Source organism: Pseudomonas sp. R4-39-08 (assembly GCF_003852275.1).
Taxonomy (GTDB): Bacteria; Pseudomonadota; Gammaproteobacteria; order Pseudomonadales; family Pseudomonadaceae; genus Aquipseudomonas.
On sequence record NZ_CP027733.1, the window covers coordinates 379,700 to 395,163 of the forward strand.

Genomic DNA, 15,464 nt, shown 5'->3' on the forward strand with positions numbered 1-15,464 from the left:
CACAAGGCTAATAATTCGGCCTTGATGTGCAGAATGGAGATGGAAATTGACTGCGTATCCTAGAGGCTCCGAGTGGCGTAAATGGGACTTACACGTCCATACCCCAGCGTCGGTATTACAAAGCGAGTTTGGTAAAGACTGGGATGGATATGTCGTAACTCTATTCCGTCGAGCTATTGAAGAAAATATTAGCGTAATAGGTATCACTGATTACTATCTTCCGGAAGGTTACGAGATATTAAGGCGGGATTACCTCGAGAACTCCGAAAAGTTAAAAGAGCTGTTTGATGAAGAAGCTATTTCTGCTATAAAAGAAATCAAAGTATTCCCGAACATTGAGTTTAGACTATCAAAGCTTGTGATTGGAAAGGAGCGAGATTTATCGTGGAATCGAAAGGTTAACTATCATGTTGTATTGTCTGATGAGCTTGCAATAGAAAAGATAAATAGCGATTTTATTTCACAGATACAGTTTTGTTTTAATGCATCCGCTGGCGCCGAATTGGAGCGTCGGCCGCTAACAAAGTCTAATCTTGAAGATCTAGGACGGAGGTTGATCGCTGAGCACCCGGAATTTGACAAGTATGGAAATGCTTTATTTGTTGGGATGATGAATGCCTCTGTTGATGAGAATGAACTGATTAAGTTGCTTCGTAATAATACGATATTTAGGGATAGACACCTCGTTGCCCTCCCTTGTGATGAAGACCTCAGTATTGTTAACTGGAATTCCCAAGGACATATGCTTCGTAAAAGCTTGATAAAGCAAGCACACTTTATATTTTCATCCAATCCTAATACAGCAGCATTCTTCTTGGGTGGTAAGGATAAGGTAGGGTTCGTTAGAGAGTTTGGAGCTGTAAAAGCGTGCTTGTGGGGATCCGACGCGCATTGTGAGGGGAAACTATTTAAGCCCGACAATAACAGGCACACCTGGATTAAGAGCGATCCGACGTTTGAAGGTCTAAAACAGGTTATTTATGATCCTAGTTCGAGAGTTGTTGTACAGGAACTGTCGCCGCAGCAAAAAAGCAGTTACCAAACTATAGATCGAGTGCGTTTCGTGAATAAGGCTGGGGTCGGATCTTTCAGCGAAAGCTGGATAGTATTGAATCCCGATCTAAATACAATAATAGGTGGGAAGTCTTCGGGCAAATCGCTGCTTCTGTATCATATTGCACGCTCGGTTAATCGAGATGAGGTTGACAGTAAGGTTCGACTCTCAAAGTCCTCAACTTATAGTGGAATTGAGCTGGGAGATTTTGAAGTTCTTTGGTCTAATGGTGATATTAGCAAGCTTTCGGATTTGGAGGGCAAAAAGCCTTTGACCTATATACCTCAATTGTATATAAATCACTTGGCAGAAGAAGATGGTAAGGAACAGCTAAATTCTTTGGTAAAAGATATACTTTTGCAAAGTAAAGGGTTTAGAGAGTTCTCTGAATTTCAAGAAGGTGTAATCATTTCTTTGGGGAAAGAGATTAATTCAAAAGTTGATTATTATTTTGAGCTTAGAGATAAATTCAAAGTTCTATCAAAGCAGTCGGAAGAGTTTGGTGTTAAGGCAGCAGTTGTTCTGGAAATTGATCGGTTGCGACAAGAGATTAAATCTTTACGCGAAAAGTCCGGTTTTACGGAGGTGGAAGAGAACTGGTATAAATTTCTAGCTTCAAGAAAGGCCACACTTGAGAAGCGTGAGTTAGTCATCGGTAAAATAGAGTCTGCTGCAGACAAGATGGTGAATATTTCGTCGACCCTACTTGGCTCTTTGATTAATGACTTTAAAGAAGGGCTGACTTCTGAAGTTGGGCTGCCATACGACTCAACATACCTAGCCAATTCTTTAAAATTGCTTGAAAAAAAGGTGGGTGACGCAGTTGTTGAATTTGGTCTGGAGATCATGGCGAGATTCAACTCCATTGAGAGTAGCAAGGCGAGAATTGCGCTTGAGTACATTGATATTGATAAGAAACTTCAACCTTTACTGATAAAAATCACTGATCAAGAGTTGTTAAATCTTACGATAAAGAAACTTAATGACGAAGAAGTTAAGTTAAAATTCCTTAATGAGATATTAGAGCGTCAAGTGTCGATAAAAGCACTTGGACTTGAGTGCTTAGAAGAATTGGCCGGTCTCTATAGTGGCCGAGTATGTGCTTATCGAGATTACGCGGCAGAAATTGACAAGCCAGAATATCAATTTGAATCTGGTCTTGATGTCTCCGCTGTTGTGGAATTTAATGAAGACAAATTTAACGAATTTTTGTTTTCATTCGATAGACGAGGTAGTCTAGAAGCGTTACTTAGCGGTTTGCTGGCGCCTGATGGAAGTTTTAACTTCAATCTGGACTCGCATGCTGAGCGCGTAGAAAACATACGTGCCAAGATAATCAAAAAGCACGGCGTTCCCTTAGTTAGGAAGGGCGTTGAGGATATTGATCTGCTCAAAAAGCTGTATAGTGATTGTTTTTATATAAGTTACGTGGTCCGATACAGAGACGATGACATTGCTACGATGTCCCCTGGCAAAAGGGGGTTGGTGCTACTGAACTTAATTTTGCATTTAAGCAACTCATCTCACCCCATATTAATTGATCAACCTGAGGATAATCTCGATAATCGTACTATTTATGATCAGCTTAAAGATTTTGTTAGGCAGAAGAAGTCTTCGAGGCAAATCATCATGGTTACACATAATGCGAACCTAGTTGTTGCCGCTGACGCTGAGTGTGTTGTTGTTGCAAACCAAGATGGTCAGCAACTTAATGTTGACATTGACTTACCTCGTTTCGATTATTTTAGTGGCGGTTTGGAGTGCTCGTTCGAAAGGACGAGCGACGATGGGACACTTAGAAATCAAGGTATTCGACAACACGTTTGCGAAATACTAGAAGGCGGTGTTACAGCATTCAAGGAACGGGAGATGAAGTACGGATTAAAGATTTAGGTGGTCAGGAGCAAGCGCACGAACACACGGTTCGTGCGCTTGCTGCCCTTTGAGAATCATGAACGCGCTTTACATTGATGTGGGCCATTCCTAGATTCAGATGTGTTAAGTCGTAATTTGATTTTTATAAAAACGTAAAAACGGGGTGAAACCACAATTTCCGTTATTGAATTGAAAACATAATCTGACCCAGATTCCTCAAATAGATTTTACTCCGTGATGCTTACGAGTGAGTTGCGCAAGCCCCCGCCTTCTATAAGCGCTACATAAACCCCACATTCAAAGAAAAAGGGGACGGACTTATTTTCTTGCAATTGCCACTATTCATTCAAACGCCAGATACCACAAAGCCCCGAGTTAAGGGGCTTTGTATTGTGGTGACGAGTCGGACCTACCGACTTGTAATCAGTAGGTCAGTTACCTGGGCGCTCCTGCGTATCAACGATCACCAATCCTCTTGACGCTCCGAATGTTGGTGAAGAATCCGGAAGACCATCACGCGGTCACCCTGCAAGCTATAGGTCGCTCGATACGGGTACGTGGTGATAATCAGCTCTCGGCAGTCGGGCATTGGAGACGCTTTCCCTGCATTAGGAAAACGCTCCAGCATTTCCAGGCAGTTGAGGATGTGGAAGACGGCTGCCTCCCCCAATTCCGCGCCGACTAAACCTTCGTAATGCTCGTAAATTCCATTCAGGTCACTTTCCGCTTTGCTGCTTAACGCGATCTTCGGCACGTTTTACCCACTTAGCCTTTACGGCATCCAAATCGGTGACGTTGCCGGCATCAGCATCTGCGATGCCTTCCTGCACGGCTTTGAAATGCCAGGATTCATCGGCCACATAGCGGCTCAAAGCCCGTTGCAGGTGGTATTGGCGGTCTCGGTCGGTCGCCTGCGCCAGTTGATCCAGCTCGCTGGCAAGTTCGGGCTTTACTCGGAAAGACAGAACGGGAGAGGCTGCCATAACGTTGCTCCATACATTTTTGTATACGCTGTGTACACGGTATACAAACGTTAGGCTTCGGCAGGTTGGCGGTCAATAGCGGTTTGTCGGTTTGGGAAGGGTTTGCAGGCGAGCGGCTGGGGTTGTCTTAACCCAGAAACAACAAAGCCCTCACATTTCTGCGAGGGCTTTGTTTTGTATGGTGCCGGCACCAGGAGTCGAACCCGGGACCTACTGATTACAAGTCAGTTGCTCTACCAACTGAGCTATACCGGCGTGTTAGGGCGACGATTATAGCGATTGAAAAGGTTCTGTAAACCCCTGAATTCTGACTATTTTTGCAAACGCTGCGGTTTTTTGCAGTCGCCGTGTTTTTTGCCCAATGTCACTGCATGAAAACCTGCGCAAGCAGCACTCAGAAAAAAGCCATTAAATTGACTTTTTACCGTTCATCCAGAAAGCACAAAACAAAAACATCAAAATAATGACACGCCCTACCCGTTGCCACAGAATGCCCAAACAAGGACGCCTATAATAAGACCTGCGGTAAGTATCCGCGCTTGCCGAGCTTCACGTCTTAACGCTGCGTCGTGAGGAGCAGGTTATGAGCCTTAGCAGAGAAATCCTGGCGTTGTTCGGCAAGGATGTCGCCCATGACGCCGATGGCAACAATGCGCGAATGCACTTTTTCGGCAGTGTCCCTGAACAATCCCTTCAATATCTCCAACCGCTGGTTACCCCTGTGTTGCGTCCAAAAATAGTGGCGCTTGTGTCGATCAATGGCGGTGTCGGGCGCAGCACGCTGGTTACGGCGTTGAGCAGCGGTTTGCAACGCCATGGGGAGTCGGTGGTGGCGTTGGACCTGGACCCGCAGAATGCTTTGCACCACCACTTCGGCGTTAGTTCCACGTTGCCTGGGATCGGGCGCACCAGTCTGGAGCATGGGCAATGGGGGCCGCTGCAGCAGTTGGGGTTTGCCGGTTGTCAGGTGATCACCTTCGGCGATATCGATATCCAGCAGCAGGAGAATCTGGAGCGTTGGCTCAAGCATGAGCCCGATTGGCTGGCGCAGCGTCTCGCGTCGCTGGGCTTGAGCGAGCGGCAGACGGTGATTATCGATACGCCCGCCGGCAATAATGTCTATTTCCATCAGGCGCTGAACGTGGCCGATGTGGTGCTGCTTATTGTGCAGCCGGACGCTGCGTGCCTTGGTACGCTGGATCATCTGGACACGCTGCTCGCCCCGTACCTTGAGGGCCAGTGCCCACCGGCTGCGCACGTAGTGGTCAACCAGATGGATGAAAGCAATGCGTTCAGCCTGGACATGGTTGAGGCATTCAAACGTCGGCTTGGCACAGACCTGCTGGAGGTGCATCGCGACATGGCGATCAACGAGGCCTTGGCCTTCGCGGCCGACCCGTTGGATAACGTGACCAAGCGGCTCGCCAGTGACGATATCAATGCGTTGTGCCTGCTGCTGAAGGCGCCGAGGAAAACCGCGTGAAAGCGCGGTTTATACGGTTTACGCCAGATGCTTATGCACAATCGGTTGGTAACGGTGGTTACTGAACGGCCATTTTGTGGAGCCGTTCTCAATACGCTGCAACTGCCTGTTTTGCGTGCGTTTATTGTGTGAACAAAAAATGACCAGCGCCGCTTTTGGTCTGTAGCGCTGATGGCTACAGCTTTGGTAAAGAATTCATCAACAGAGTTATCCACAGGGCGCGGTAGGAAGTTGTGCTCCTTAATCGCGCTCGGCGAGCACCATCAGGTTGCGTGGGGTGAGGGTGTGTTCACAGAAGCTGCCGAGCTCGACATTGTAGCCGTGCTCCATCAGGAATAACGCGCGATCCAGTACCAGCCACATTTCCAGCGGGCGGCGAAACAGGCCTCGGACCAGTTCCAGGTTTCGCACCTCGGCCAGCCGGCGCCAGCCGTGTGCTTCCAGCGTCCCCCAATCCTGGTCACCGGTAGATAAATCCTTCAGGCGTGCCAGCTCCCGGCAATAGTCAGCGAAGGATTTATCCAGCCACTTCGTGGGCAGGGACGGCGTGGGCAGGTAGTCGTCGCAATCCCGCAGCTGCCGTTGCAGCCGGTCGAAGCCCAGGCGCCGGGCCATGGAGGTATCGCGTTGCTGGCGGACGCGGTTGCCGGCAGTGACGGTTTCGCTCAGCGGCAGGCCCAGATCCTCGATCGACAGCTGCAGGGCCGACGCGCGCCCGGTCGCGGACAGCGCTTGATAGCGGTCGGCGCCGATGCGGTTATAGCAGCACGGCGCCAGCGCCAGTTGCTTGCAGCCGGCAGCGCTGGCCAGTTGCAGCATACGCACGTGCAGGTCGCCGCAGGCATGCAGGGCGATGGGGGTGTGCTCGGGGCTGATCGCCACATCCGCCATCACGTCTTGCAGGCGATGGGCAACGCGCAAGCCGTGGTGATCACTCAAAGCTGTGCCGGAGGCAATCAGGGCCGGGTCATATTCCAGGCAAGTCAGCTGTTGGCCAGGTTGCAGCAGGCGGCGGCCGAGATGGCCTTTGCCGGCGCACCAGTCCAGCCAGTGGTGGGGCTCTGCGGCAAAATTCAGGGCGGCGCCGAAGGCTTCGATCTGCTGCCACTTGCGGCCCGGAACGTCGACATCCAGGCGATGGCGAGCGGGTGCAAGCGCGTGTGTCGGCAACTTATCCACAGCGCTGAGGCGCAGCGCCTGTGCGGCCAATTGTGGAAAAGGCGCGGGCGCCGGCAGCTCGTGGGGGTGATTGTGGCTGGCTTCGGCGTCGTCCAGCGAGCGTTGGCGTAGCCACTGCGCTAGCGCGGGATGTTCGGTTTCCCAGGGTAATTGAAGATGGGTAAAGGGCCGTGGTCGCCACAGCCCTTGGTGCTCGATCAGAAACCCATCCAGTGCCTGGAAGCGTGCCTCAACGTCCTTGGCATGCATCGACGCGCAGCCACTTTTCCAGCAGTTTGAAACCGCGCACCAGCACGTAGGCCATCACCAGGTAGAACAGCCCGGCCGCGAAGAAAATCTCCACCGGCAGGTAGGTACGGGCAATGATGGTCCGGGCCATGCCGGTCAGTTCCAGCAAGGTCACGGTACTGGCCAGGGCGCTGGCCTTGAGCATCAGGATCACTTCGTTGCTGTAGGCCGGCAGGCCGATGCGCGATGCGCGGGGCAGGATGATGTAGAACAGTGTCTTGGGCCTGGACATGCCCAGGGCGCGTGCCGCCTCGATCTCGCCTGGGGGAATGGCCTGGATCGCGCCGCGCAGGATTTCAGCGATATAGGCGGCGGTGTGCAGGGTCATGGTGGCGGTGGCGCACCAGAACGGATCGCGCAGGTAGGGCCACATGAAGCTGCCACGCACGCTGTCGAATTGCGCCAGGCCGTAGTAGACCAGAAACAACTGCACCAGCAACGGCGTGCCACGGAAGAAGAAAATGTAGGCATAGGGCAGGGCACTCACGTACCAGCGACGCGAAGAGCGAGCGATGCCCAATGGGATCGCCAGCAGCAGGCCGGCAGTCACGGCAATTGCCACCAGCTCCAGGGTGAGTGTCGCGCCCTGGGCCAATTTGGGCAGCCATTTGATGATCACGGCCCAGTTCAGGCCCAGGTCGAAATGCGACAGCCAGCTGTAATCACCGCTCATTGGGGGCTCCTTGCAAAGCCGCGGGCGGCGCGTTTTTCCAGGAAGTGCATGCTGGTCATGGCGAGCACGGTCAGGCCCAGGTACATGAAGGCGGCGACCATGAAGAAGGTGAACGGCTGCTTGGTGACGGTCACGCCGATCTGCGCGTGGCGCATGATTTCTTCCAGGCCGATCACCGATACCAGCGCGGTGTCCTTCATCAGGATCATGAACAGATTGCCCAGGCCCGGCAGGGCGATGCGCCACATCTGCGGCATGATCAGCCGCGTGAAAATCCGAAATTTCGACAGCCCCAACGCCACACCGGCTTCACGGTGGCCCTTGGGAATGGCGAGGATCGCGCCGCGAAACACTTCCGTGGCGTAGGCGCCAAAGCACAGGCCCAGAGCGATGACGCCGGCGGCAAAGGCACTCAGGGACAGGTCGGGGTTACCGAAGAGTTCCCCCAGGGCACGCATCAGGTTAACGGTGCCGAAATAAATCAGCAGCACCCACAGCAACTCGGGAATACCGCGAACGATGGTCGAATAAGCACCGCCCAGCCATTGCAACGGCTTGTACGGTGAGGTCTTGGCCAAGGCACCGGCCAAGCCCAGCACCAGCCCCAGGCACAGGGCCGTGAGCGCCAGTTTGACGGTCATCAGCGCGCCGGCGGCAAGGGCCGGGCCGAATCCGTAGAGGTCGAAATTCATGGTGTTTTCATATCGCGGCAGGCATTGCTGGAAGCCGGCGCGCTCGGCTGAGCGCGCCGGTCAGGCCGTTCAGATCATTCGATGCTGAACGGGAAGTACTTGTCGTTGATCTTCTTGTAGGTGCCGTCTGCCTTGATCTCTGCCAGGGCTTTGTTCAGGCGCTCGCGCAGCGGGTCGCCCTTGCGCACGGCGATACCGATCTTGTCGCTCTCTACAACCGGGTCGCCCTTGAATTCATAGGCCGAACCGTCTTTGCTCTTGAGCCATTCGTACTGCACGTACTTGTCGGCCAGGATGCCGTCCAGGCGGCCGGAAGTCAGGTCGAGGTAGGCGTTTTCCTGGGTGTCATACAGCTTGGCTTCGGTGTCCGGCAGCTTGTCTTCCAGGTAGGTACCGGCCAGCGTTGCACGTTGTGCGCCGATGACTTTGCCCTTCAGGTAATCCGCGTCGGGTTTGAAGTCGGCGGTAGCTTTTGGCGCGATGAACTGCAGCTTGTTGGAGTAGTACGGGTCGGTGAAGTCGACAGCCTGCTTGCGCTCATCGGTGATGGACAGCGAGGACACCAGGAAGTCGAATTTCTTGGCGTTCAGGGCCGGGATGATGCCGTCCCAGTCGGACACATACACTTCGCACTTCTCGACTTTCATCTTGGCGCACAGGGCGTCGCCAATGTCTTTGTCGAAACCGACGACATTGCCACTGGCGTCTTTATTGTTGAAGGGCGGGTAGGCCGCTTCGATCCCCATTTTCAAGGTTTCTGCCATGGCCGTGGCGCTGAACGCCATCGAGACGGCCGCGGCCAGAAGGAATTTTTTATAGGTCTGCATGCATGTTGCTCCGTTAGCGGTTGCTGGACATGAATTGTTTGCAGCGCGCCGAAAGCGGGTTGTCGAACACCTGCTGTGGCGATCCTTGCTCTTCGACCAGGCCCTGGTGCAGGAACACCACCTCGCTGGACACTTGGCGGGCGAAGCCCATTTCGTGAGTGACCAGCAGCATGGTGCGGCCTTCTTCGGCCAGCGCGCGGATCACATTAAGTACTTCCTGGACCATTTCCGGGTCAAGCGCCGACGTCGGCTCATCGAACAGAATGACCTTGGGCTGCATCGCCAACGTACGCGCAATCGCTGCGCGTTGTTGCTGGCCGCCGGACAGTTGAGCCGGGTAGGCGTGGCGCTTGTCGGCGATGCCGACCTTGGCCAGCAGGGCCTCGGCCACTTCTATCGCCTCGGCCTTGCTCTGGCCGAGCACGCGGCGAGGGGCCTCGATGATGTTGTCGAGGATGCTCATGTGCGGCCACAGGTTAAAGTTTTGAAACACAAAACCAATTTCGCTGCGCAGGCGGTTGATCTGCTTGCCGTCGGCGGCCATCAACTCGCCGTTTTTTGCGGCCTTGAGCTTGAGCTCTTCGCCGGCCACCAGAATCTGGCCCTGGTGCGGGTTTTCCAGCAGGTTGATGCAGCGCAGGAAGGTGGACTTGCCGGAGCCGGAGGAACCCAGGATCGAGATCACATCGCCGTCGCGAGCGGTCAGCGAGATACCTTTGAGTACCTCCAGCTCACCGTAGCGTTTGTGCAAGTTGCGGATTTCAAGCGCGGGCGCGGCCTCGGCCATGTGCGGTCCTCATTGTGTGCATTGCATTCCTGCTGTTGGGCCGCCTTCCTGGCGAGGCGCCAAGCTAGCATAGCGTTTGGATGACAGCCAACAGCGCTGCGGACGGTTAACAGGTGGTCTGCGGCAGGGTGTCGCATCGGCGCAGCAGCGTGTCGCGCCATCAACAACTAACAGACGTCTGGACCTGGCCAATCCACAGGCTTCGCGTAAAAAAGGGCGCGATGGTGCCAGCTTTGGCCGGGTGTTGGAAGGGTTAACCGGGTAAACGGTGTATATCGGCCCTTTTATAGAGCGCCTCCTACTTTTTGTGTGTGTTTTTGGTGCGCTCTTGCGCTATGAAAATGGGTCGCTCGGTAACGCTATAGCGGAATGCCATTGTTCTCAATGACTTGCGACGACTGAGGAATTGTCCTACAGCCCGCGTCAATTCAGGCTTTGTAATATTTTGGCGCAAAACTTGCGTAAAAAATAAAGAACGCCCTGTTGGTTTCTTTTCACGAAGACTCCGGGCCGGGCGAACCGTTTTCGCAATTCCTCCCAAAGGTGTGTCAATGAGTAGTACGCAAAGCTGCAATGACCTCGAACAGGGGCTTAAACCGCGTCATGTGACCATGCTCTCGATTGCCGGGGTGATTGGTGCCGGTTTATTTGTGGGCTCCGGCCATGCGATTGCTGCCGCCGGCCCTGCCGTACTGCTGGCATATGCCGCTGCGGGTACGCTGGTGGTACTGGTGATGCGCATGTTGGCCGAAATGGCCGTTGCCTCACCGGACACCGGTTCGTTCTCTACTTACGCCGACCGTGCGATCGGCCACTGGGCCGGGTTTACCATCGGTTGGCTGTACTGGTGGTTCTGGGTGCTGGTGATTCCGTTGGAAGCCAACGCGGCCGCAACCATCCTGCATGCCTGGTTCCCGGGCGTAGCCATTTGGGCCTTTACCCTGATCATCACCTTGCTGCTGACGGCGACCAACCTGTTCAGTGTGAAGAATTACGGTGAGTTCGAGTTCTGGTTCGCGCTGATCAAGGTCGTGGCGATCGTGGGCTTTGTCATCCTTGGCCTGGCGGCGATTTTCGGCTTTTTGCCCACCAGCCAGGTCAGCGGTGTATCGCACCTGTTCGACACCCAGGGCTTTATGCCGAACGGCATGGGCGCGGTGCTGGCGGCGATCCTGACCACCATGTTCTCGTTCATGGGCACTGAGATCGTGACCATCGCTGCCGCAGAATCGAAGAACCCCGGCCAGCAAATCACCAAGGCCACCAACTCGGTGATCTGGCGGATTGGTTTGTTCTATCTCTTGTCGATTTTCATCGTCGTGTCCTTGGTGCCTTGGAATGATCCGACGCTGGCCGCGGTGGGTTCCTACCAGACCGTGCTCGAGCGCATGGGCATCCCGAATGCCAAGCTGATCGTCGACCTGGTGGTGTTGGTTGCCGTGACCAGCTGCCTCAACTCTGCGTTGTACACCGCCTCGCGCATGCTGTTCTCCCTGGGCCGTCGTGGCGACGCCCCGGCTGTGGCCAAACGCACGAATAAAAGCGGCACGCCTTACTGGGCCGTGTTGCTGTCCACGGGCGCTGCGTTCCTGGCGGTGTTTGCCAACTATGTGGCGCCGGCGGCGGTGTTCGAATTCCTGCTGGCCAGTTCGGGCGCCATTGCCTTGCTGGTGTATCTGGTGATTGCCGTGTCGCAACTGCGCATGCGTCAGAAGCGTACGGCAGCAGGCGAGAAGATTGTGTTCAAGATGTGGCTGTTCCCGGGCCTGACCTACGCGGTGATGGTCTTTATCGTGGGCACGCTGACCATCATGCTGTTCCAGGAAGCGCACCGCGTTGAGATCATCGCGACAGGGATCCTGAGCTTGCTGGTGGTGTTGGCGGGGCTGTTTGTTGCGAGTCGTCGCAAGGCCCAGAGAATGGGCACTCCCGTACTGAACTGACGAAATGCAGATCAAAGTGTGGGAGGGGGCTTGCTCCCGATGACGGTGGGTCAGTTAACAAATAAGTGACTGACACACTGCCATCGGGAGCAAGCCCCCTCCCACATTTGGTCTGTGTCAGTCTGCTGAATTTGTCAGCGTTTGGGATGCGGCTAAGTAGTCCGCCTGGAACTGCGGCGATTCGATCCACGCCAATGCGGCGGCCTCGTCATCGCTGTCAGTGGCCCATTGCCGATATTCGATCAGCGCGGCCAGGATAAAGTCGGTCGCTTCCTCTTCGCCTTCCTGCTCCAGCACCAGCGCGAGCAACGGATGCGACAGGAAAGCGGCACACAACGCCTGCTGGCTGACCTCACCCGCAACACGCATTTCTTCGAATAGCTCGGTCAAATCCACTGACTCAAGATCGATACGGCTGTCATCGCCGGCAAATGCATCGGCCTTGGTCGCGACGGCACGCTGGGTGCGGTTTTGCTTGGCCTTGGTTTTTGCCCGCTGGGCGCGTTTTTGCTGCTTGTTTGGCGAGGCCATGGGCGTAACGTCCTGGGGTTTGGGGCAGGTATTGAAGCGCAGGTTGGGAGAAATCCCAAGAAGGTTTGGTCGCTCATCCAACTCGACCGCCAGGCAATAGATGAATAGGCTTGGCCTTTGCAACTTGCCAGAGCGTCTTCATGACCCGCGACACCCTCGAGCACAACCAGATTCCCGTCTACTTTGGCGCCATCCTGCTCGCCGCTCTGTGTGGCGTATTCGCGCCGTCGTACGCTCAGGACCTCAGCGTTCTGATCACGCCGGCCATCGCGGTATTGATGTACGCGATGTTCCTGCAAATTCCTTTCCTGGATCTGCGCCGCGGCTGGGGCAGCAAGCGCTTCATGGCGGCGTTGCTGCTGGCCAATTTCATCCTGGTGCCCTTGCTGGTATGGGCGCTGACCCGTGGCCTGCTGGGGCACCCTGCGCTGTTGGTGGGCGCGTTGCTGGTGTTGCTCACGCCGTGTATCGATTACGTGGTGGTGTTTACTCACATCGGTAAAGGCGACTCGCGGTTGGTACTGGCGGCCACGCCGTTACTGCTGCTGATGCAGTTGGCCTTGCTGCCGGTGTACCTGGGTTTGATGCTGGGCACGCAATCCGGGGTGGTGATCGCGGTCGGGCCGTTTATCCAAGCGTTCATGGGGTTGATCGTGGCGCCGATGTTGCTGGCCACATTGACCCTGTTCTTCGCCCGGCGATCAATGCTGATCGGCCGGTGGAACAGCGCCTGGGCCTGGCTGCCGGTGCCGGCGATGGCGCTCGTGCTGTTTGTGGTGATTGGCTCGCAAATCACATCGGTGATTCGGGACATCGGCGTACTGCTGCCAGTGCTCGCGGTCTACGCAGGCTTCGTGCTGCTGGCGCCGCTGATGGGAATGCTGGCCGCGCGGCTGTTTGCGCTGCCGGCGGCCACGGCGCGTGCGGTGACGTTCAGCGCATCCACCCGCAATTCGCTGGTGGTGCTGCCCCTGGCGCTGGCGTTGCCTGAAGGCGTGCGCGGGTTGGCCGCAACGGCGGTCATCCTGCAAACCCTGGTCGAGCTGGTCGCGCAGTTGATCTATATCCGCCTGATCCCGGCCCTGGTGTGGCCCGCCAGCCGCTAACGCGTGAATAATCAGGTTTGTTCAGGCGCTATTCAGGGAGGCGGCCGGCACCATAAGCCCGCGCCTCCCACCTGACAGGTCACCCGATGGATCATCGCAACCGCTATCGCCTGGAGTCACTGGGCATCTTTCTGATCGCCTTATTGCTGTTCACCTGGGGTATCTGGGACCAGCAGCCCCAAGGCTTTGACGGACGTTGGGCGCTGTTCCTGCAGGAAATGTTTCGCCACGGCGCGAGTCTTTTCCCCACCACCTACGGCCAGCCGTACGCGGATTACCCCGGCACCGCGACCTTCTTCAGCTACGTCTTCGCGCGGTTGTTCGACGCGCCCAACCATCTGGCGAATGTGCTGCCCACCGCGCTGGCTTCGGCCGGCGTGATTGCCTTGATCTATCGCCTGCTGGCGCCGTCCAGCCGGCCCTGGGCATTACTGACGGTGCTGCTGACATTGCTCACCACCCAGTTGCTCGAAAAGTCGCGCTCGGTGTGCCTGGACCAGATGATCGCGCTGTTGTGCATCGGCACTTTCTACCTGCTGCACAGCGGCGAGCGCCTGGGCTCGCGGGTCAGGCAACTTGCGGTGTTCCCACTGTTTATCCTGGCCTTTGCGATTCGCGGGCCGCTGGGGTTGATCGAGGTGTGTGGCGTTACTTGCGTGTACTGGGCGCTGGGCCGGCCGGGGGAGCGGGTCAGGCAGGTGTTGATTCACGGCGTTGCCGGGTTGGTGTTGCTGGCGGCGTGCTGGTGGCTATTGATGAAGCTCGCGCGCATCAGTGGTGGCGATGCCTTTGCCAATGAGGTGTTCAAGATGCAGGTCGGCGGGCGCCTCGATGAGTCTGGCGAGCCGTTCTACTTTTACTTCCAGCTGAGTCTGTACCGCTACTTCCCGGTGGTGCCATTGGCGCTGGCTACCTTGATTGCGCTGCGTCATCGCTGGGCGGAGCGCTGGGCCAATGATGATGTGCAGATGCTGATACGGCTCGGCGCGTGCGGCCTGATGATTCTGCTCGGCCTGTCCGTGCCGCATTTCAAGCGTGCTTATTACATTCTGCCCATGGTGCCGATGTTTGCCGCCGTCGCGGCTTATGGGCTGCTCCAGGCGCAAGGCTGGCTCGTTGGCGTGCGTCGCGGTTACGAAGGGCTCGTTGTAGCGCTGCCGGCGCTGTGCGTGGTGGTGCTGTTTGTGTGTCGGCATGCCTGGCACAAGCAGGGTTACTGGCCCGACGTGTCCATGCCGCTATTGATCGGCGTGCTGGTGCTTCTGCAGGTGGCGGCGATCCTTGCGTGGCATCGGGCTACGCGATTGGTGTGGCTCAGCGCAATCGCCCTGGCGGCCCAGTGGTTGTTGCTGGTGAGCGTCATCGAGCCGGCCAAGGACCTTCAGTTCGATACCCGGCAGTTTGTCAGTCAGGTAGAGGCATTGCGGGATGCGCAGCCGGGGCCTTTGGTGTTTGTCGACCTGGCCCGGGACACCTGGGCGGTGCGCTACATGATGAACCTGGACCACGATGAGCAGCCGCTGTTCGTCGGGCGTAACGAGCTTGAGAAGCTCGTCACATTGCCCCGGCCATCCTGGGTGATTGTGCCGCGCAAGGACACGGCGCTGTTGAAGGGCTCGCCCGTGGAGCCATTGGCGCCGAGCTTTCAGGGGCGGTTGAATGACAATCCGTTGATGGTGTTTTTGCTCAGGTAAGAAGCTCTTCAAGCATAGGGATTATCCAAGTGCTCAAGGCCTCATGAGGGCCTGCACTATCTCAAAAACAGCGCTCAGATAATTGAAAGGCGTCTGAGAAGAATTCCGGCCACCATCAAATCGCAGGCAATAAAAAACCCCAAGGAACACATTGTTCCTTGGGGTTTCTCGGTATTTTGGTGCCCAGAGACGGAATCGAACCGCCGACACGGGGATTTTCAATCCCCTGCTCTACCGACTGAGCTATCTGGGCAACGGGGCGCATTAAACGGGTTTTTCAGGGGGTCGTCAAGCAAGTTTTCAAAAAATATTTAATTATTACCGTCGCTTACGTGCCGACCCCGGTTTT

General features: G+C 55.5%; 13 protein-coding genes and 2 tRNA genes. 5 read left to right on the forward strand and 10 right to left on the reverse strand.

The window, feature by feature from the left end; translation table 11 throughout:
* Positions 1-46: 46 nt before the first annotated feature.
* Positions 47-2,947: a TrlF family AAA-like ATPase gene (locus C4J88_RS01560; protein ID WP_124406038.1), complete on the forward strand. Its 2,901-nt coding sequence runs from the start codon at positions 47-49 to the stop codon at positions 2,945-2,947.
* A 445-nt stretch (positions 2,948-3,392) separates the two neighbouring features.
* Here the strand turns inward: C4J88_RS01560 and C4J88_RS01565 are convergent, their stop codons facing one another.
* From C4J88_RS01565 to C4J88_RS01575, 3 genes are all read right to left on the reverse strand, one after another.
* Complete coding sequence (locus C4J88_RS01565; RefSeq protein WP_124406039.1) at positions 3,393-3,683, reverse strand: type II toxin-antitoxin system RelE/ParE family toxin; 291 nt, start codon at positions 3,681-3,683, stop codon at positions 3,393-3,395.
* Positions 3,646-3,912, reverse strand: coding sequence for a CopG family ribbon-helix-helix protein (locus C4J88_RS01570; RefSeq protein ID WP_078822908.1), 267 nt, complete (start codon positions 3,910-3,912; stop codon positions 3,646-3,648). Before C4J88_RS01570 ends, C4J88_RS01565 begins: the two co-directional genes overlap by 38 nt.
* A gap of 179 nt (positions 3,913-4,091) precedes the next feature.
* A tRNA-Thr gene (locus tag C4J88_RS01575) sits at positions 4,092-4,167 on the reverse strand.
* Positions 4,168-4,495: 328 nt separating this feature from the next.
* On the opposite strand from C4J88_RS01575, the gene bcsQ reads away from it, so the two are divergent.
* Positions 4,496-5,395 carry a cellulose biosynthesis protein BcsQ gene (bcsQ, locus tag C4J88_RS01580; RefSeq protein WP_124406040.1) on the forward strand — a complete coding sequence of 300 codons (900 nt, stop codon included), beginning with the start codon at positions 4,496-4,498 and terminating at the stop codon, positions 5,393-5,395.
* A gap of 240 nt (positions 5,396-5,635) precedes the next feature.
* Here the strand turns inward: bcsQ and C4J88_RS01585 are convergent, their stop codons facing one another.
* From C4J88_RS01585 to C4J88_RS01605, 5 genes are all read right to left on the reverse strand, one after another.
* A complete protein-coding gene (locus C4J88_RS01585; RefSeq protein ID WP_124406041.1) occupies positions 5,636-6,823 on the reverse strand; it encodes a methyltransferase in 1,188 nt (395 codons plus the stop codon).
* The gene (locus C4J88_RS01590; RefSeq protein WP_124408583.1) at positions 6,804-7,493 is read right to left on the reverse strand and encodes an ABC transporter permease; all 690 of its coding nucleotides are present in this window, start codon (positions 7,491-7,493) and stop codon (positions 6,804-6,806) included. Before C4J88_RS01590 ends, C4J88_RS01585 begins: the two co-directional genes overlap by 20 nt.
* Positions 7,494-7,531: 38 nt before the next feature.
* Positions 7,532-8,227, reverse strand: coding sequence for an ABC transporter permease (locus C4J88_RS01595; protein ID WP_124406042.1), 696 nt, complete (start codon positions 8,225-8,227; stop codon positions 7,532-7,534).
* Positions 8,228-8,301: 74 nt separating this feature from the next.
* Complete coding sequence (locus tag C4J88_RS01600) at positions 8,302-9,054, reverse strand: ABC transporter substrate-binding protein (protein ID WP_124406043.1); 753 nt, start codon at positions 9,052-9,054, stop codon at positions 8,302-8,304.
* A 13-nt stretch (positions 9,055-9,067) separates the two neighbouring features.
* Positions 9,068-9,841: an ABC transporter ATP-binding protein gene (locus C4J88_RS01605; protein WP_124365477.1), complete on the reverse strand. Its 774-nt coding sequence runs from the start codon at positions 9,839-9,841 to the stop codon at positions 9,068-9,070.
* 551 nt (positions 9,842-10,392) lie between these two features.
* On the opposite strand from C4J88_RS01605, the gene gabP reads away from it, so the two are divergent.
* Positions 10,393-11,784, forward strand: coding sequence for a GABA permease (gene gabP / locus C4J88_RS01610; RefSeq protein ID WP_124406044.1), 1,392 nt, complete (start codon positions 10,393-10,395; stop codon positions 11,782-11,784).
* A 117-nt stretch (positions 11,785-11,901) separates the two neighbouring features.
* Here the strand turns inward: gabP and C4J88_RS01615 are convergent, their stop codons facing one another.
* A complete protein-coding gene (locus C4J88_RS01615; RefSeq protein ID WP_124406045.1) occupies positions 11,902-12,315 on the reverse strand; it encodes a hypothetical protein in 414 nt (137 codons plus the stop codon).
* A gap of 140 nt (positions 12,316-12,455) precedes the next feature.
* Between C4J88_RS01615 and C4J88_RS01620 the strand changes: the two genes are divergently transcribed.
* Together C4J88_RS01620 and C4J88_RS01625 are read left to right on the forward strand one after the other, a co-directional pair.
* Positions 12,456-13,421 carry an arsenic resistance protein gene (locus C4J88_RS01620; protein ID WP_124406046.1) on the forward strand — a complete coding sequence of 322 codons (966 nt, stop codon included), beginning with the start codon at positions 12,456-12,458 and terminating at the stop codon, positions 13,419-13,421.
* Positions 13,422-13,507: 86 nt separating this feature from the next.
* A complete protein-coding gene (locus C4J88_RS01625; protein ID WP_124406047.1) occupies positions 13,508-15,115 on the forward strand; it encodes a glycosyltransferase family 39 protein in 1,608 nt (535 codons plus the stop codon).
* A gap of 177 nt (positions 15,116-15,292) precedes the next feature.
* Here C4J88_RS01625 and C4J88_RS01630 read toward each other — a convergent pair.
* A tRNA-Phe gene (locus C4J88_RS01630) sits at positions 15,293-15,368 on the reverse strand.
* Positions 15,369-15,464: the final 96 nt, after the last annotated feature.